This is a genomic window from Vibrio litoralis DSM 17657 (assembly GCF_000426765.1).
Taxonomy (GTDB): Bacteria; Pseudomonadota; Gammaproteobacteria; order Enterobacterales; family Vibrionaceae; genus Vibrio; species Vibrio litoralis.
Genome location: NZ_AUFZ01000005.1, coordinates 46824 through 63966, shown reverse-complemented (window position 1 = coordinate 63966; position 17143 = coordinate 46824). Strand labels below are relative to the sequence as shown.

Below are 17143 nucleotides of genomic sequence, written 5' to 3'. Positions count from 1 at the left end.
ATACAATTAGCGATAAAAATTTTACAAAATAACAATAAAAAAATCCCGAACAATTTTGGAGCAATTATTCGGGATAGTGGAACTTATAACCTATTGTAAATATTAGAAGATTGAATGGTCTTCAACCCCCACTGTGAGATGAACTTTGGTATTATTAACTTTAAGCTCTAGGTGGATAGCATGATTGCATGAAGGGCAGTCATCATAAAAATCTTGGTCGCCTCTAGATGAATCCACAGTCATATCAATTTGATGTCCGCAATGTGGGCAGGCTACTCTTTTTTCAGTGTATTTTATCATTGCTTTCCTCACTATTACGTCTTTGTGCCAAGCTGAATGAACTACAAAATAAATAGACCAAGTGGTTAACTTGGTCTGATTTAATCCAATATTAGCGCTTTAAGTTAGTTCATGATTGAAAAAAAGCGAAAAGATTGAATTAGTGCAAAGTAATGAACAAAAAACTGCCCGATTTATCCTGCTATTCATCGTAAAGTTGTATTTTTAAAATCTACAACATGGTTAAAAATCGGCCACGCTGAAATTAATTGTAAGTCTAGTCTATGAGTGACATTTTATTACGACGCATATCTCACCGTTTTCATTTGTTAATTAAGTGACTGAATTAACAATAAATTAGATAGAGCCTTGTTGTATAAGTTGAATCTTTGATACGCATTGAGTGAGATATTCTCCGCCATATTGATTGCATCGACAAAGAAGGTAATAGAGCTGATAGAGATCTCGGCGTTTATAGTAACTATCATCGATAGATAAGATATCTTCATAACCAGCAAAAAACTCCGGCCCTAAATGACTAAATTCTTCGGTGATTGCCAGATCGCACTCTGGATCTCCCCAATAACTAGATGGGTCGTAACAGATAGCGCCATTGACTGATAACGCATAGTTATTATCACTTAAGTTGCCATGCAAAAGGGAAGGCTTCGGGTTATGAGTACCGATTCTTTGTTTCACTAACGCTACGATTTCCTCGATGTCACCAAACTCAATCCCTTTTTCTTTTAGTAACTGCAATTGCCAGCCAATGCGGCATTCAGAGAAAAAAATTCCCCATTTTTTATGCCAAGCATTAGGTTGCAGGTTTAAACCAACATAGGTATCGGCATCATAACCGTATTCTTTTTGCTCTCCCCACAAATGGAGATGGGCTAATTGTTGCCCTAAGTGGTATTGCTCAGTTGGCGCGGTGAGCGGTTTGGTAGGTAGGTAATTTAAGATTAAGAAGGCGTGTTCTTTGACTACACCACAAGTAACCGGTTGAGGAACCGATAGGGTGCCAGTATGAAGAAGGCTCGATAAATTATCTATTTCGGATTCAAATTTTGGTAGGTATTCTCGGTCATTAATTTTGACAAAGTAACGCTGCTGACCATCAGAGAGCATATAGCACTGATTAGAATCACCACCTTGCAACCTTTCTCGCTCCTGAATAACAAATTCAAACGCCAGTACTTGTGATAGCTGTTGTGCAATACCATGCCACATAGTTGCCTCCAGAATCTGAAAGTTATCAGTCTATGACATTAGCTTAGTTGAACTTTTAAATTAGAGAGCTGATTCGCAAAAATTAGTTAAATTTACTGACGTTATCCGAGCTGTTGTTTATATAGCAGTCACTTGGGAAAACAACGTATTTAATTTGGACTAAATCGCCTAAACTGCCAAAATTTACTTGCCCAATAAGGGTTATCCAGACGTGAAATAATCACACCTTTAGAGGTTGAAGCATGCATAAATTGATTATTACCAATGTACATTCCAACATGACGTTGGTTCCAACCGGTTTTAAAGAAGACAAGATCACCAAAAGCGGCTTCTTCTTCTGGAATAAAGTAGCCTTGTTGGCTTTGTAATTCAGTGGTACGAGGAAGGTTCAGCTGATAAATTGTCGACATGGTGACTTGCATAAAAGCAGAGCAATCTATTCCACGTTTGGTACTACCACCAAATTGATAAGGAACACCAGACCATGATTTGTATAAGTGTTGGAACTCTGTTTTCTCTATAGGAGTAGAAGGAAGAGGTGGCGTAGAAGGTGGGTTCGAAGCACAGCCAGCCAGCAACAGGAAACTCATTAATGGAATAGTCAGTGCTTTGTTCATCTCTACCTAGCTTTGATTGTGTGGATTAATATACCCAAGTAACTTCAAGATGCTATCGGATAACGAGTAATGAGTAAATGCTCGCCAGTTAATATGGTGGCAGTATTGAGTCAGAATAGGCCAAACGTGTCGGAAAAACGCGCACTTGAATCCAGTAGGGGCCTAACTAGCGTAACCATCACAGTTTGTACAACAAGTTTATGGATAATAAGCCTAATTTTATTTGTTTTTAATTTTATATTTTAATTTATGGAGAGAATTAATGTATTACGGTTTTGATGTCGGTGGCACAAAGATTGAATTTGGTGCTTTTAACGAAAAATTAGAAAGAGTCGCGTCGGAAAGGGTGCCAACACCTGGAGAAGATTACCAAGCATTATTAGAGACACTTGCCAGTTTAGTGGCTAAATATGATGAGCAGTTTGAGCTAAAAGGCACAATTGGTATCGGAATCCCGGGGATGGAAAGTGTTGAAGATGGTGCTGTGTTAACTTCAAATGTCCCTGCCGCAAAAGGAAAGTTCTTACGTAAAGATCTTGAAGCTTTGGTAGACCGCCCAGTAAAAGTGGCTAATGATGCAAACTGCTTTGCGCTATCAGAAGCTTGGGATGAAGAGCATCAAGGTAAAGAAAGCGTTTTAGGGTTAATTCTCGGCACTGGTTTTGGCGGGGGTATTGTCGTTAACGGTCATGTGGTTTCTGGTGGTAGTCATGTTGCGGGTGAGATGGGTCATACCCGTATGCCAATAGATGCTTGGTTCCACTTGAACGATAGCGCTAAAGATAAAGACGCACCATTATTTGGCTGTGGCTGTGATAAAAAAGGCTGTATCGATAACTACTTGTCTGGTCGTGGTTTTGAGCAGCTTTATCACCACTACTATGATGAACAAGTTAAGGCTATCGATATCATCAAACAGTATCAACAAAAAGAGCCAAAAGCAGTTGAACATGTTGAACGCTTTATGGAATTACTGGCCATTTGTTTAGGTAATATATTTACTGCTTTTGACCCAGATGTCGTGGTACTCGGTGGTGGTTTATCAAACTTTGAAGCAATTTACGAAGAAATGCCAAAGCGTATACAACCTCATTTGCTTTCTATAGGTAAAGTACCTCATATCTTAAAAGCCAAACATGGCGATTCTGGTGGTGTACGTGGCGCTGCATTTTTGAATATTCAATAATTTCACTGATGCGATAAGTCTGTATAAACAAGATAAGTCTGTATAAACAAGATAAGTCTGTATAAACACAAAGGCTCGATGTCATTTCATCGAGCCTTTTTAGTCGGTCAGCTATTTTTCTTCTTCTGACCAATACCGATATTCTCTTTCGGCATTAAGGTTATTTTACCAAAACCAAGCTTTTTAAAATGTGCGTCGCGGTAGTTACGAACGGTCTTAGTATCAGACACCGCTTCAATTGATTGCTCCATTTTTAGGTACTCACGAATATCAATCCCTTCATGAGCGGCAACTGCTTCATGGATAGAGTGAAAATCACGGTAGCTAAACGCTAAGGTTTTTTCTTCATTTTTGTATGTGTATAAAATTGTGCGAGACATAAAACGCCTTAAATGAAAAAGCAGTAACCGAAATTACTGCTCAAAATTAATTATGTGGATTATATACCCAAGTGACTTCAAGTATATACCCAAACTCACCGTATAGGGAGCTAGAGCGTTAAATCATTGCTACTGTACGGTTGAGCGCACTGCAATCATTGGTGGCTGAATATTGTGGTGTTTAAATTCTTTCATCACACGTAATGTAATATCGGTTTCGAATAACTTCTCATACACAGTATCAACTACATACGCCTTACAGGTGAGTTTTATCGCCATGTAGTTATCAGCAATTTCTTGGTTAACCAACACGACAACCGGCTTAGGTAGGTGAATATAACGGCTTGATGAGGCTGCTTCTTGGATCAAATCACGAGCTAAGTTGATATCCTGGTCCATTCCAATATAAAAAGGGATCACACATTGCATATCAAGTGCGCCGTAGTTACCACTCATGGTCACTTCACTTAAAAATTTGTTATTCGGTATTGTGATGATGTCATCAGTCAGTGTTCGCATGCGTACTGAGCGCAGACCGATCGTGATGATATCACCGTAATTACCTTCAAATGTCACTCGGTCACCAACTTGGAAAGGTCTATCAATCATCACGGTTAAACCGGCGATGAATGATGCCGCTAGATCTTTCAATGCAAAGCCGATGGAAACCGCTAAGGTACCACCAATCAACGTAAGAATTTGGTCATTGATCCGAAAGCTAATCATAAAGACAACTAAACCGGCTGTCATATATACGAAAAACTGGAAGAAAGACTGCAACTTTTGTAGCACCATTCGATACTGTACGAATTGGGTACTAAAGGTTTCGACTAGGCGATTCGTAAATCGTAATAGTATCCAAGAAGCCAAGATGACAAAGAAAGAGAAAAATACACCGCCCCAACGAATCAGGCTAGTAAATTGCACTATATTGTCTAAATGTTCTTCTGTTCCTTCTGCAGCTAGAGCAGTTGAACTCACCATCAATAAGACGATTAAACTAAGAAACTTTTTCATATTACTTCACCAATAAATGTTGACGGTGCAAGGCGTTGGTAATGTATCGATACCAGTGATCGGAAATTTTCGCTTTATCATCTGACCATTCAATGTAATTACGGCTTTCAAAGTAGCGTAATGTACCAATAACTTCAGGAATAGTGAGCTGAGTACATTCTGAAAGTTCTTCTGGGGTCGATATTTCAAGCTGCACAATTGAGCGCAAAATGGCCAGCATAGGCTTTGGCATTTTTTCAAGTTCTTCAGATTCTGGTGCTTGAAAAAGGCGCACTACGATTTTTTCCGTAGTTTGATCTTTACGTAAAGACAAGCGGAAGAAACGCAGAGCGACAGTAGGGTTTCCGTCCGCGTAGTGCCATAAGATACGGTAAAAACCTTGGCGCATACGTTCTTCTTCTGAAAGATCATCCTGATCCCACTGTTTAGGTAGATTCAAATCATCAAATGACACTGGGTTTTCTAACTCTTTATTTAAACGTGAATCGAGCAAGTTGGTGATTTGTGCTTCAGACCAACGAGGCATAAATGCTACTAAATCAAATAATAGACGTTCGCCTCTTGCGCGGTCGACAAAGCGCCAGCTTGATTTTTCAATCGCCAATAATACGCGGTGATTTTTCTTAGAACGGCGCATTAAATTCGCAAACTTAATAAGCCCAGAAAGCCCTCCAACCATAGGTTTGACAAGTCTTTGTGCATTGTCGACGGCAAATAAATAACAAGTTTCACTTTTACGTAAATGAGTTAAAAGTTGGATGTCGGTCGATTCACGGCTTAACCCGATTTGCTCTGCTAAATTAGCAACTAATTCTGCATAACCAGAATTAGGGCAGTTTAAATAAATCGGCTCAGCATTATTAACACGGTATAGAATCTGTTTTAATAATGTTGTGGTACCAATGCCTCGTTCACCTGAAACGACACACATAGCAGGGCTATCAGTTAATACATAGCGTGAGAGTTGCTTAATTTCATCAGAAGCATAACTAATTAACTCACTGTCTTCTCGACCAGGTAAAACATATTGGAAAATTTCGTCACCAGAAAGAGGAAGTAAGTTAGTGTTTTGCCCCCCATTATCACTTTGTTTCGCCACTTCAATACGGAACAAGTAGGCAAGTGCTTGGCTGAAAATGGCATATTGAGATAAGTTTGAAATCACGAATTGCTTCAAATGACGGGTAAAAATCCAAAATGTCATTATCGCCGTGGCAATCGTTGATAGACTAAAACTATCTTTATGATTAATCGCCCATTGCGCCCAAATAGGGTGGTCTAGATTAACGTTATTGTCACTAAATACGTATGGTTTCCATTTTCTTAATACAACGATGGTAATTAAGATAAACCATAGAAACATCAAGCTAGAAACCCAGTGATAAATGGTACCTTCACCAACAGTCGTCTTAGTAATTTGTAATAAAACGCCTGCGCCAATCACACTCCAAACGTAGTAACGAATGGTGGATAGTCGAATAGCAATGATATCTTTAGAGGTACTGCGACTATTTCGGTACACGAACTCTAAGATGAATTTAACCGCGATAGATCCACCCAAGATCCACCAAGTGAAAATATCTAAGAACTTGACGTGTTGTAGGCTTTGTAAGCCTGAAAGGATATCTAAGGAAACCGTAATCGCAATTAACCACGCAATTGGCTTATTTGCTTTACTGATGTACCACAATAAACGAACCCATATTGGTGGAGCGCTTGCTGGAGAATCTAACTTTGCTTTGCGAAATTGCTTGATCATTTCAGGGCTATTTCGGAGCCACCAATTTAAAATTAGATAAACAAGGAATAGCTTGATGATGGTGACAATAACCGGTACTGGGGATATTGCTAGGTCTTTAATGAATTGCTTAAAACTCTGAATTTGAAAGAAAAGCAAATATTGAGCGTTAAGCTGGGTAATATGTATTTCGTTTTTAAATTGAGTCACCCCAAATGGGCCAAAACCAGTTAAGTTATTATAAACTCGGTTATTGACCAATTTGAGTAAGTCTTGCTTTGAACGATTAAAACTATGAAGTGATAAATAATCTTCTTGTGCCGAAAGCCAAGCTTTTTGACCACCTTGGGTTCGATATTCTTTTAATGATGCATCAAAATCTTGCGTCGTCTTGTCGATTTGATAAAGGGTAGTAGAGAGTAGTTCATCGACCATTGCATGATCGGCATCCGTCATAAATAAAGGATCGGGTAGTTTAGAAACTTTATCCGATATGCTTTGTGCTTGTGGCGTAATTTTTGCGACTTGTGATTGTTGTGTCGGCTCCCATTCTGCATGTGCATTTAATGAGAACAAAAACAAGAAGGCCAAACAGAATTGGTAAATTTTACCCATAGATATCACTTATAAATAGTTGATAGTTTATATATCCAAGTGACTTCAAGATACTGAAACTCGCACCTTGAAGTTACTTGGATATATCTTACTAAAGATAGGACAATAGCGGCGCAAATCATAACTTATTCTATTAGTTATTGTCATTAAGTGCTTGTTCTCCGGCAAAGAAATAGCGGTATTTGTATAGTTAACTTTAGTGATGATAACTTCTGTTATTTGCATCAATTAATATTAAATAGGGATCTAGGACAAAACTTTTTATCTTGTCGTTGCAATTACATGAATAGACAAGATAAATTATCCTTATATACCCAAGTGACTTCAAGATGCTGAAACTTGCACCTTGAAGTTACTTGGGTATAAAGATTAAGACAAATCATTACCTCAAAAGGATTCGAATGAACTTCCCATATCAAAACATTGTGGTCCTGACAGGGGCTGGTATATCAGCAGAATCTGGCATCCAAACTTTCCGATCTCAAGATGGATTATGGGAAAATCATAGAATTGAAGATGTCGCGACTCCGGAAGGTTATAGCTACAACCCTGAATTGGTACAAAACTTTTATAACCAACGCCGCAAAGGACTGCAAGATAAGCATATCGAGCCGAATCTCGCTCACGTAGCTTTAGCTGAACTTGAGAGCAAACTTGATGGTAAAGTAACGATTGTGACTCAAAATATCGACAACTTGCACGAAAGAGGTGGAAGTCACAATATTATTCATATGCATGGTGAGCTATTTAAAGTTCGCTGCCCAGAGTCTAACCAAGTAATTGAACGTTATGAAGATCTAGATGTTCATGACTTATGTCATTGTTGCCAAATTCCAAATCCACTGAGGCCACATATCGTATGGTTTGGAGAAATGCCGCTACAAATGGCGGAAATCTATGCAGCCATTGAAGACGCCGATTTATTTATCTCTATTGGTACGTCTGGCGTCGTTTATCCCGCAGCAGGATTTGTTCATGATGCTAAAATGCATGGCGCACATACCATCGAAATTAACCTAGAACCGAGTGCGGTAGAAAGCGAGTTTGCTGAGAAGCGATATGGAAAAGCAAGTATTGAAGTGCCTAAGCTTGTTGAACAACTACTAAAACTCTAATCCAACTCATGTAATTTCTGCTCCAGTTAATGTAAAAAACCACTGAGACTATTCATCCCAGTGGTTTTCATTGGTTACTTATGATCTTTGTGTAAAGACTAGTTCATATCTACTTTAAGCTTTTGGAAATACTCTTCATATAGCACGTTAGCATCACCAACATCATCTTGCCACTCACCAGAATCTAATACTTTCTGTGGTGGGAAAACATTCTCGTCATTAGCAAATTCTTTCGGCAGCAGTGGGTAGGCTGTTTTAACCGGTGTAGGGTAACCTATTTCCATTGCAATTTTTGCCGCATTTTCTGGACGTAATAAGAAGTTAATCATTTTATATGCCGCTTCAGTATTTTTTGCGCCAGAAGGGATTGCTAAACTATCCATCCAGAAGATGGTTCCTTTTTCTGGCCAAATAATATGAATTGGAGCGCCTTCTTGACGAGCCATATAAGCCGAACCATTCCACAACATACCTAGTGATGTTTCACCGGCTAAATAAGGGTTAGCAGGGAAATCTGAGTTAAATACTAATACGTTTGGCATTAGCTTTTTCAGCTCAAGGTAAGCTTGCTTAATCTGTTCTGGATCGGTGGTATTGCCTGAGTAGCCTAATTTGGTTAAGGCAATTTGGAATAACTCACGAGGGTCATCCATCATCATTAATTGGCCAACCCATTTTGGATCCCATAAATCATCCCATTTTTTGATTGATGATTTATCTAACATATCAGTGTTGATACCGATACCTGTTGCGCCCCAAATATAAGGGATAGAGTAGTTGTTACCTGGGTCAAAAGGTTTGTCTAGATAATTAGGATCCAAATCGACAAAGTGAGAAAGCTTGGCGTGGTCGATTTTCATCAACATGCCTTCTTTACGCATTTTAGATACAAAGTAAGTAGAAGGCACCACTAAATCGTAGCCTTTACCTTGTGTTTTTAACTTGGCGTACATTGACTCATTGGATTCATAAGTAGAGTAAATGACTTTAATTCCAGTTTCTTTGGTGAAGTCTTGTAAAACTTCATTTGGGATATACTCAGACCAGTTATAAAAATAAAGTTCTTTATCTTCAGCATACGCATAACCTGTGGTAAATGTAGCCGCTAGTGCTGCACCGACAAAAAACTTAGACCATGTCTTCATTGATTTCCCCCAGTATGGAATTTTTATTTATTAACACTTTAGCTAATGATCATCTTTTTCAGAGTTATCATTAGCTTCAAAATAGTGTGAGTATAGTCATATAAATTGTTTTTTAAAGTATTTCTTCGGTAACTTATGTTGGTTTTACTTCACTTTATCTCGAGCTAAAGCCTGTGAGCACATAACCAACATTAAAGAGACGACTAACATCACGGTTGCCAGAGCATTCACTTCTGGAGAGATACCCACTTTAACCATAGAGTAAATTTTCAACGGCAAAATTTCATAGCTTGGCCCCGTTACAAAAGAACTGATAATGACATCATCAAGCGATAGGGTAAAACTCAGCAACCAACCAGCGGCAACCGCAGGTTTAGCTAAAGGTAAAATGATACGTTTTAGAATAATCCATTCACTGGCACCTAAATCTTTCGCCGCTTCCAGCATTTTCACATCGAAGCCTTTTAAGCGGCTGTAAACCGTCACCACAACAAAAGGCAAACAAAAGGTAATGTGCGAAATAAGCAGGGTAATTAGCCCTAACTGGAAACCTACTACCAAAAACAAGGCAAGTAATGAAATTGCCATCACAATATCCGGCGACATCATGACAACAAACAGTAGGCCGTTAACCGCGCCTTTACCTTTAAACTGATATCGAAACAGCGCGACAGCCGCTAAGCTACCAATAATGGTTGCTGCGGTAGCGGAAAAGACTGCCACCGTGATTGAATGACCAGCAGCTTGGATTAAGCTGTCATTATTCATTAAGTCGCTATACCACTTAGTCGTAAATCCGCCCCATTTAATGCCAAATTTACTGGCATTAAATGAGTTTACGATCAAAACAATAATAGGCAGGTATAAAAACAGGTAGACCAAACTCATAAAGCTAGACTTGGCTACCGTTCCACCAATAGACTTTTTCATCAGTCTAACTCCACTTTTTTATTCAATAATTTACCGGCACGATAGTAGGCATAAAGCATCAATGCCATCACTAGGGTTAATGCGATACTCGTTGCGGCACCAAATGGCCAATCACGAGCATTGAGCACTTGGCTCTTAATTACGTTACCAATCAGTAAGTTTTTCGCGCCACCGAGTAGGTCAGAAACGTAGAACATACCTAAAGCGGGCAACAATACTAATAAACAACCGCCAATAATACCTGGCATGGTGAGGGGTAAGACAACCTTTAATAGAGTTTGGAGCTTATTGGCTCCAAGATCTCTTGCTGCTTCAATATAGGTGCGGTCTAACTTTTCAATCGCTGAATACAAAGGCAAAATCATGAAAGGGAGTAGGATATAGACTAGACCTATCATTACCGCTGTTTCGGTATACATAATGCGTATTGGATGCTCAATCACGCCTATCGCCATTAAGCTTTTATTCACAATACCTTGAGTACCTAGGACAATTTTTAAGCCGTAAGTACGAATCAATGAGTTGGTCCAAAATGGCACAATGACCATAAACAGCATAAATGGACGAACCTTGACTGGCATTTTTGCGACAATATATGCAAAAGGGTAACCAATAAGCAAACACAAGCCTGTTGCCACAACCGCCATGTACAATGAATGCAGCATGACTTTGGCATAAAGCGGATCAAGCAAGCGAGCATAGTTGCTTAGCGTAAAGGTTAATTCGATTAGATTGGCTTCATCACGTGTTAAAAAACTGGTAATGATAATCATCAAATTTGGAATAAAGACAAACAGCATCAGCCATGAAACAATCACAAGTACTATGCTATTTTGAAGATTGAGTTTCTTCATTTGTATCTACTCTATTTCTTCATGGTTAGTATGAGAATCGCCATCTTGTGGTAAAACAACTTCCCAGCTTTCTACCCAAGTAATCGAAACTTTTTGGCCAATCGAGTGATCGACATCAGGATCGTCTTCATTAAAGAACTCACTGACCATCACTCGCATCCCTGACTCAAGTTCAACTACAGAATCTAAAGTCATACCCTTATAAGTACGTTCTGTTACATGACCAACAATACCAATATCTTCAGATTCTTTGATCTCTTCAATGCGTATATCTTCAGGACGAAGAAGAACATTAAGATGTTGGCCGGGTTGGACAGGGTGCTTGTAATGCACTGAGCATTCAATACCTTCAATTAAAGCGGTGATTGTCTTCTCATCATTACGCTTCACTACCTTGGCTTCAAAGGTATTAATCTCACCGATAAAGCTGGCGACAAATAGGTTTTTTGGCTCTTCGTAAATTTCACGCGGTGAGCCATCTTGTTCAATAACACCATCACGCATAACAATAATGCGATCAGACATTGAAAGCGCTTCTTCTTGATCGTGAGTAACAAAAATAAAGGTAATACCAAGCTTACGTTGCAATTGTTTCAGCTCTAACTGCATTTGCTTACGAAGTTTGTAATCTAAAGCGGATAATGATTCATCGAGAAGCAGTACTTTAGGTTTATTAACCACTGCTCGCGCAATCGCAATGCGCTGCTGTTGACCACCAGAAAGTTGATGAGGTTTGCGTTGTGCCATTGATTCTAATCGAACCATTTTTAGCGCTTCCTCAACTCTCGCCTCTATTTCCGTTTGCGCTACTTTTTGCATACGTAGACCGAAGGCAACATTTTCAAACACGGTCATGTGAGGGAAAAGGGCATAACTTTGAAATACAGTATTAACGTGTCTTTGCTCGGGAGGTTGTTCAGTCACATCTTCACTTGCTAGTAGAATCTTGCCGGAATCAACCGTTTCAAACCCTGCAATCATCCTTAATACCGTTGTTTTACCACAGCCAGAAGGTCCTAAAATAGTTAAGAACTCACCATGGTTAACATTAAGATCGAAATTTTCAATGATGGATTTACCATCAAAACTTTTGCTGATACCAGTCAGCTGGATAACGGTAGAAGTTTGAGTAGATTCAACGTTCAATTTCTGTATTTCTCCCAAGAAAGAACAGCGATGTTAGACACAAAAATTTGAGGGCGAATCATAGTCGCCATTAAGTGTAATTCATAGCATTTTTTTACTATGAAGTTATTAATTATCATCTATTCATACCTGATATACAAAAAAGAATAACAATGATTTACCAATCTATGCTTTTACAAAATGAAATAGACACAAACTCGCATATTAAGGTGTCTTGAGTATAATGAGCCACAATTATGCTAGTTAGAAATCCTGGATCCCCATTTTATGAATGATAATGTAGAAAAAGAGTTTAATGTCGGTGGCAATATAGATACCGCGCTATCAGGGCAATACGAACTAAAAGCAGCCAACATCATTAAAGAAGCATGGCAGCTTACTCGTAAAAATTTCTGGTCATTTTCCCCAACGATCGGCGTGCTAATTATTTTGCAAATTGCAATATTTATGGTGGCGTTAAAATTACAGCTTGGTGATCCTAGCATTCTTTTTACTCTGCTTGATGGCAGTGCAGATTCCACTCAAATAGAAAACATCATTCAATCTGTCATGGTCGCTAATTTTAGCTACGAAATTATCAGTGCGCCATTATATGCGGGCGTTTGTTTAATGGCGATGAGTCATGCTACAGGCTTTAAAACCAAGACGAATCACATCTTTAAGGGATTACATTTTACTATTCCAGTCATGCTAGTCACTCTGATGGGATTAGTACTCCAAGGTCTGGCAGGGGCGATCTTGCCTTTCCTATCTTTATATATTTCAATGACTTTCAGTAATTCTGTTTTTCTGGTGTGTGAAAAGAGAATGACACCTATGAAGTCATTGTTACTGTCTTTTCGTGCAGTTAATAAGAAACTTCTAACCATCGCGGCAGTTTATGCTTTGATTCTCTTTATGTTTTTTGCCGCGGCTCTTTTCTATGGGATCGGCTTTATCCTTGTTCTACCATTTTTCTTCCATGTTAAAGGCATCATCTATCGCGATATGTTTGGAATTAAAATGAAAGTCATCAATTCAGGTGGAAGCGGAACGCCGCCTAACCACAATAATAAACAATCACAGGTGTTTGACGCATGAAGAAAAAAATCATCATGACCTTAGCAATCCTTTCGTTTTGGGCTGTTTACTATCTTCAAAATCACTATAATCAACAACCTGATACCAGCAAGGAACAGGCAGCAGAGAGTGCGACTAAACCTAAAGCGCCAATGCCGGTTGATGATATTCATCTTAAAAAGCAAAAGTTCTTTGACGCGCTTCGTCCTGGTATTGCAAAAGAGAATGCTCGTGTACTGGAAGAGCGTCATGATCTATTGGAGATAAAAAAACAATTTGAAGATGGGGACCTCTCATCAGTGCCATCAAAAGCAAAACAATTGGCTGAAGATTATGAATTAGCCATCCCTGAAACGGGAATTAACGAAGCATGGTTAGATACAATGCTTAATCGCGTTAATGTTTTGCCGCAGTCACTAGTTTTAACTCAAGCGGCGAATGAATCTGCATGGGGTACTTCAAGGTTTGCTAAAGAAGGCAATAACTTCTTTGGACAATGGTGTTATGTAGAAGGTTGTGGATTAGTTCCCTTACACCGTGTTGAAGGGGCAACTCATGAAGTAGCAAAATTTGATTCTCCACAACAATCTATTCACGCGTACTTTATGAATGTGAACCGTAATAACGCTTATAAAGAACTTCGTGATATCAGAGCGAAATTAGCCGCTAATGAGCAAGATTTAAAATCTCAAGCAACGGCATTAGAGTTAACCAACGGCTTACTGAGTTACTCTGAGCGTGGACAAGATTACGTTGATGATCTTCAATCGATGATTAAACATAACTCTGAATTTTGGACGGACAAATAATGGTTAACATTCGTCGTATTGGGTTGGTCGCAGCGTTATGTGCTTCCATTTTAGCACTACCTGCGCATGCTCAGCAGTACCGTTTTAATTATTCTAAGCTTTATACACAGATGAAAAATAACCTTGAAGAAGGCCATCCCGATGTAAAAGTCGCATTCTTTTTTCAAGAACATCAAACTTCTCGTTTATGTAAAATTGATAAAGCCTGGATGGAAAAAGACAAACATTACGAAGAGTTTGTGATCCCACCATCTCAAGAGCTTATCGTGCCACTTGATGACAACTTGCGACAGGTTGGCCCTTTAGTCTATGTCAATGCAGAGCAAGGTAAGACCTGTGATTTCTCTATGGTAGTTATGACTAAGCAGCCACTTTCCGGAGAGGTTTCTTATCAAGATATTGAGACACTGCTTCCTCAAATGAGCAAGATGCTCGATGACCTAGGTGGGATGTTTTCAAGTTGGTTTGCGCCAAAAGTGATTGGCCTAACATTAGAGTTTGATGGGCTAAAACAAGGCGTCATCCAAACCTCTAAAGGCAATACGTTCCCAATCGATGACGGAAAAGCCAAAGTAAGCTTAACTGAACTCTCTAAAGGTGAATCGTTATTACTGCCACAGGCCACGTTCAGGGCATTGCCTTTACTTGAAAAGTAACTAGTAGAATAGTTTATAAGATAAAAAAAGAGCCGAACAATATCGAATTGTTCGGCTCTTTTTCTAGTTATCCGCAGCTTAGGCTAAGTATGGTCGAAATTAAATATTCGTTACATCAAGCTGTAAACTAGGATCAAACTCGACAGCATCTTCTGACACTACTGAACTTTCAGGTAATGCTTCTTTATCAAAACCAATATCACCACCATTGATTACGCCTGAATCACGATCAATCGATTTAAAATCAAATAAATTGTGATCGGCCAAATGGCTAGGTACCACGTTTTGTACAGCTTTGAACATTGTCTCAATACGGCCTGGAAAACGCTTATCCCATTCGTTAAGCATTTGCTTAATGTTTTGGCGCTGCAAGTTAGGTTGCGAGCCACATAGGTTACAAGGAATAATTGGGTAGTCACGTATTGCAGAGAACTTAATGATGTCTTTTTCGCGGCAGTAAGCAAGAGGGCGAATCACTACATGTTCACCATTATCCGATACCAATTTAGGTGGCATTGCTTTCATTTTTCCGCCATGAAACATATTTAAAAATAACGTTTCCAAAATATCATCACGGTGATGACCCAATGCAATTTTGGTTGCACCAATTTCATTAGCGGTGCGGTATAAAATACCACGACGTAAACGAGAACAAAGAGAGCAGGTCGTCTTACCTTCAGGGATCTTATCTTGAACGATTGAGTAAGTATCTTCTTCAACAATCTTATATTCGATACCTAATGACTCAAGATAGGCCGGTAATATATGAGCAGGAAAACCTGGCTGCTTTTGGTCTAAATTGACTGCTACGAGCTCAAAATTAACGGGTGCACTTTTTTGTAGGCTCATCAAAATCTCTAACATGGTAAAGCTGTCTTTACCGCCAGAGAGACACACCATGATACGATCACCATCTTCAATCATATTAAAGTCAGCAATAGCTTGACCTGTATTACGACGAATACGCTTCTGTAACTTATTGAAATTATACTGCTCAGCTTGCTTCTTTGCTGCTTGCTCAAGTTCTTCAACAGTATTTTGATCTGAATTCATGGTGATTTGCCTTTACTGATCTCAAGCTATGCTTGACGGTGTTGCCAAGTACCTATAGTTTTTAAAATTATGGAGCTTTTAAAGATCGTTGAGATCTTCAAAAATCATAGCGTTTTTTAAAGGTTATAGGTGCTGCATAAATAAAGGCAGTATAATACTCACAAATGACAAAAGAGCAACACTCGAAAGGGTTGCTCTTGCCGTTTGATATCCAATTTAATAGCCTACTATTAACTATGAATTGGGATCGAGTGGGCTAATAAAGCCTTCTGGTTTCAGTGCCAAAACATCACAGTTTATCTTATCAATGACATTCTCTGCTGTATTACCAATAAACACAGCAGACAGACCGGTTCTACCCGTGGTTCCTAAAATCACTAAACCAACATCAAGTTCTTTGGCAGCTTTTGGAATGACATCTTCTGGCAAGCCTTCATTGACTCTAGTGTGCTCTTCATCAATACCATACTTTTGACGTAGTGCCTTCATCGCCGTTAAGTGAAAACCACGAACAGCGTCAGTATAGGAAGTCGGATCAAACTCCGGTAGCTCTACCGTAATATTCGCTGGTGTCACGGGGTAGGAGTTAACAAGAAATAGTTCGGCATTCAGTTGTTTCGAAAATTTTAAACCTTGCTCTACCATGCTTTCATTAAGCGCAATGTGGGTGGTGTTTTCCGAACCCACATGAACCGATGCAATGATATTTCCATTAACCGGCCAATCGTGGTTTTTAACAAGTAATACAGGACATGGGCACTTACGCAATAAATGCCAATCTGTTGGTGTAAAGAACACGGACTCAAGAGCATCATGCTGACGAGTCGCTTTTAAGACGATATCATGACTACCAGAGAACACTTCACCAATAATGGCTTCATATGGACGATGGTGCCAAACAACTTTAACGTTAAATTCCACACCATCTTTCAAATAAGGTTGGGCAACTTCTTTCATCCAACCTTCACGTTGTTGAATAACACCACGTCTCATTGCATCGCGCTCTTCAGAAGACAACATGGATGTCATATCGTATGAAAAATCATAAATAGATAGAAAAAAAGTAATTGGAGCGGGGTTCGGTAGATCTCGCACAATCTGAAATGCACGCGCTAATGCTGATTGTTCAACATTATTAACATCAGCCACCACCAAAATGTTTTTGTATGAATTCATAATAAGCTCTCCCTTCCTTAACTCATATGACCTAACAACAGATCAAAGTATACCAAGGGTACAACATGCCTAGATTTTGATTCTTTCAGCAAAAGAAATCCGTTGGTACTGGTTTAACTTTAGCTGAATTTGCAGATA

At 39.1% G+C, this 17143-nt stretch carries 17 protein-coding genes; 5 read left to right on the top strand and 12 right to left on the bottom strand.

Going from position 1 to position 17143, the window contains the following annotated elements; genetic code table 11:
* Positions 1-102: 102 nt before the first annotated feature.
* The 3 genes from K358_RS18940 to K358_RS0102325 form a co-directional block, all read right to left on the bottom strand.
* Positions 103-300: a CPXCG motif-containing cysteine-rich protein gene (locus K358_RS18940; RefSeq protein WP_083962730.1), complete on the bottom strand. Its 198-nt coding sequence runs from the start codon at positions 298-300 to the stop codon at positions 103-105.
* Positions 301-636: 336 nt separating this feature from the next.
* A complete protein-coding gene (locus K358_RS0102330; RefSeq protein WP_027695313.1) occupies positions 637-1509 on the bottom strand; it encodes a fructosamine kinase family protein in 873 nt (290 codons plus the stop codon).
* A 149-nt stretch (positions 1510-1658) separates the two neighbouring features.
* A complete protein-coding gene (locus K358_RS0102325; protein ID WP_027695312.1) occupies positions 1659-2126 on the bottom strand; it encodes a C40 family peptidase in 468 nt (155 codons plus the stop codon).
* Between the two features lie 262 nt (positions 2127-2388).
* On the opposite strand from K358_RS0102325, the gene nagK reads away from it, so the two are divergent.
* Positions 2389-3312: an N-acetylglucosamine kinase gene (gene nagK / locus K358_RS0102320; protein WP_027695311.1), complete on the top strand. Its 924-nt coding sequence runs from the start codon at positions 2389-2391 to the stop codon at positions 3310-3312.
* Positions 3313-3419: 107 nt separating this feature from the next.
* Here nagK and K358_RS0102315 read toward each other — a convergent pair whose 3' ends face one another.
* The 3 genes from K358_RS0102315 to K358_RS0102305 all read right to left on the bottom strand — a co-directional run bounded on the left by K358_RS0102315 (position 3420) and on the right by K358_RS0102305 (position 7062).
* Complete coding sequence (locus K358_RS0102315) at positions 3420-3692, bottom strand: DUF2960 family protein (protein WP_027695310.1); 273 nt, start codon at positions 3690-3692, stop codon at positions 3420-3422.
* A gap of 129 nt (positions 3693-3821) precedes the next feature.
* A complete protein-coding gene (locus tag K358_RS0102310) occupies positions 3822-4709 on the bottom strand; it encodes a mechanosensitive ion channel family protein (protein ID WP_027695309.1) in 888 nt (295 codons plus the stop codon).
* Between the two features lies 1 nt (position 4710).
* The gene (locus tag K358_RS0102305; RefSeq protein ID WP_027695308.1) at positions 4711-7062 is read right to left on the bottom strand and encodes an ATP-binding protein; all 2352 of its coding nucleotides are present in this window, start codon (positions 7060-7062) and stop codon (positions 4711-4713) included.
* Positions 7063-7463: 401 nt separating this feature from the next.
* Here K358_RS0102305 and cobB point away from each other — a divergent pair, with 401 nt between their 5' ends.
* On the top strand, positions 7464-8177 hold the full coding sequence (gene cobB / locus K358_RS0102300) for a Sir2 family NAD+-dependent deacetylase (protein WP_027695307.1): 714 nt from the start codon (positions 7464-7466) through the stop codon (positions 8175-8177).
* 98 nt (positions 8178-8275) lie between these two features.
* Here cobB and K358_RS0102295 read toward each other — a convergent pair whose 3' ends face one another.
* From K358_RS0102295 to potA, 4 genes are all read right to left on the bottom strand, one after another.
* Positions 8276-9322, bottom strand: coding sequence for an extracellular solute-binding protein (locus K358_RS0102295; RefSeq protein WP_027695306.1), 1047 nt, complete (start codon positions 9320-9322; stop codon positions 8276-8278).
* Between the two features lie 144 nt (positions 9323-9466).
* Positions 9467-10252: a spermidine/putrescine ABC transporter permease PotC gene (potC, locus tag K358_RS0102290; protein ID WP_051241142.1), complete on the bottom strand. Its 786-nt coding sequence runs from the start codon at positions 10250-10252 to the stop codon at positions 9467-9469.
* Positions 10252-11106, bottom strand: coding sequence for a spermidine/putrescine ABC transporter permease PotB (potB, locus tag K358_RS0102285; RefSeq protein WP_038149517.1), 855 nt, complete (start codon positions 11104-11106; stop codon positions 10252-10254). The genes potC and potB overlap by 1 nt, the downstream gene beginning before the upstream one ends.
* Positions 11107-11112: 6 nt before the next feature.
* Positions 11113-12252 (bottom strand): spermidine/putrescine ABC transporter ATP-binding protein PotA, encoded by a 1140-nt coding sequence (potA, locus tag K358_RS0102280; RefSeq protein WP_027695303.1) that lies wholly within the window; start codon positions 12250-12252, stop codon positions 11113-11115.
* A gap of 267 nt (positions 12253-12519) precedes the next feature.
* Between potA and K358_RS0102275 the strand changes: the two genes are divergently transcribed.
* The 3 genes from K358_RS0102275 to K358_RS0102265 are packed head-to-tail and all read left to right on the top strand — an operon-like array spanning position 12520 to position 14776.
* Positions 12520-13332: a DUF2189 domain-containing protein gene (locus K358_RS0102275; protein WP_027695302.1), complete on the top strand. Its 813-nt coding sequence runs from the start codon at positions 12520-12522 to the stop codon at positions 13330-13332.
* Complete coding sequence (locus tag K358_RS0102270) at positions 13329-14120, top strand: glucosaminidase domain-containing protein (RefSeq protein ID WP_027695301.1); 792 nt, start codon at positions 13329-13331, stop codon at positions 14118-14120. Before K358_RS0102275 ends, K358_RS0102270 begins: the two co-directional genes overlap by 4 nt.
* The gene (locus tag K358_RS0102265; RefSeq protein WP_051241141.1) at positions 14120-14776 is read left to right on the top strand and encodes a DUF2987 domain-containing protein; all 657 of its coding nucleotides are present in this window, start codon (positions 14120-14122) and stop codon (positions 14774-14776) included. The genes K358_RS0102270 and K358_RS0102265 overlap by 1 nt, the downstream gene beginning before the upstream one ends.
* Before the next feature lie 99 nt (positions 14777-14875).
* On the opposite strand, the gene ttcA is transcribed toward K358_RS0102265, so the two are convergent.
* Both ttcA and uspE read right to left on the bottom strand, forming a co-directional pair.
* Positions 14876-15829, bottom strand: coding sequence for a tRNA 2-thiocytidine(32) synthetase TtcA (ttcA, locus tag K358_RS0102260; protein WP_027695299.1), 954 nt, complete (start codon positions 15827-15829; stop codon positions 14876-14878).
* A 234-nt stretch (positions 15830-16063) separates the two neighbouring features.
* Entirely contained in the window at positions 16064-17005 is a 942-nt protein-coding gene (uspE, locus tag K358_RS0102255; RefSeq protein WP_027695298.1) for a universal stress protein UspE, read from the bottom strand.
* Positions 17006-17143: the final 138 nt, after the last annotated feature.

Coding starts and splice junctions, on each gene's coding strand:
- K358_RS18940 (WP_083962730.1), bottom strand. CDS start 300: ATGATAAAATACACTGAAAAAAGAGTAGCCTGCCCACATTGCGGACAT.
- K358_RS0102330 (WP_027695313.1), bottom strand. CDS start 1,509: ATGTGGCATGGTATTGCACAACAGCTATCACAAGTACTGGCGTTTGAA.
- K358_RS0102325 (WP_027695312.1), bottom strand. CDS start 2,126: ATGAACAAAGCACTGACTATTCCATTAATGAGTTTCCTGTTGCTGGCT.
- nagK (WP_027695311.1), top strand. CDS start 2,389: ATGTATTACGGTTTTGATGTCGGTGGCACAAAGATTGAATTTGGTGCT.
- K358_RS0102315 (WP_027695310.1), bottom strand. CDS start 3,692: ATGTCTCGCACAATTTTATACACATACAAAAATGAAGAAAAAACCTTA.
- K358_RS0102310 (WP_027695309.1), bottom strand. CDS start 4,709: ATGAAAAAGTTTCTTAGTTTAATCGTCTTATTGATGGTGAGTTCAACT.
- K358_RS0102305 (WP_027695308.1), bottom strand. CDS start 7,062: ATGGGTAAAATTTACCAATTCTGTTTGGCCTTCTTGTTTTTGTTCTCA.
- cobB (WP_027695307.1), top strand. CDS start 7,464: ATGAACTTCCCATATCAAAACATTGTGGTCCTGACAGGGGCTGGTATA.
- K358_RS0102295 (WP_027695306.1), bottom strand. CDS start 9,322: ATGAAGACATGGTCTAAGTTTTTTGTCGGTGCAGCACTAGCGGCTACA.
- potC (WP_051241142.1), bottom strand. CDS start 10,252: ATGAAAAAGTCTATTGGTGGAACGGTAGCCAAGTCTAGCTTTATGAGT.
- potB (WP_038149517.1), bottom strand. CDS start 11,106: ATGAAGAAACTCAATCTTCAAAATAGCATAGTACTTGTGATTGTTTCA.
- K358_RS0102275 (WP_027695302.1), top strand. CDS start 12,520: ATGAATGATAATGTAGAAAAAGAGTTTAATGTCGGTGGCAATATAGAT.
- K358_RS0102270 (WP_027695301.1), top strand. CDS start 13,329: ATGAAGAAAAAAATCATCATGACCTTAGCAATCCTTTCGTTTTGGGCT.
- K358_RS0102265 (WP_051241141.1), top strand. CDS start 14,120: ATGGTTAACATTCGTCGTATTGGGTTGGTCGCAGCGTTATGTGCTTCC.
- ttcA (WP_027695299.1), bottom strand. CDS start 15,829: ATGAATTCAGATCAAAATACTGTTGAAGAACTTGAGCAAGCAGCAAAG.
- uspE (WP_027695298.1), bottom strand. CDS start 17,005: ATGAATTCATACAAAAACATTTTGGTGGTGGCTGATGTTAATAATGTT.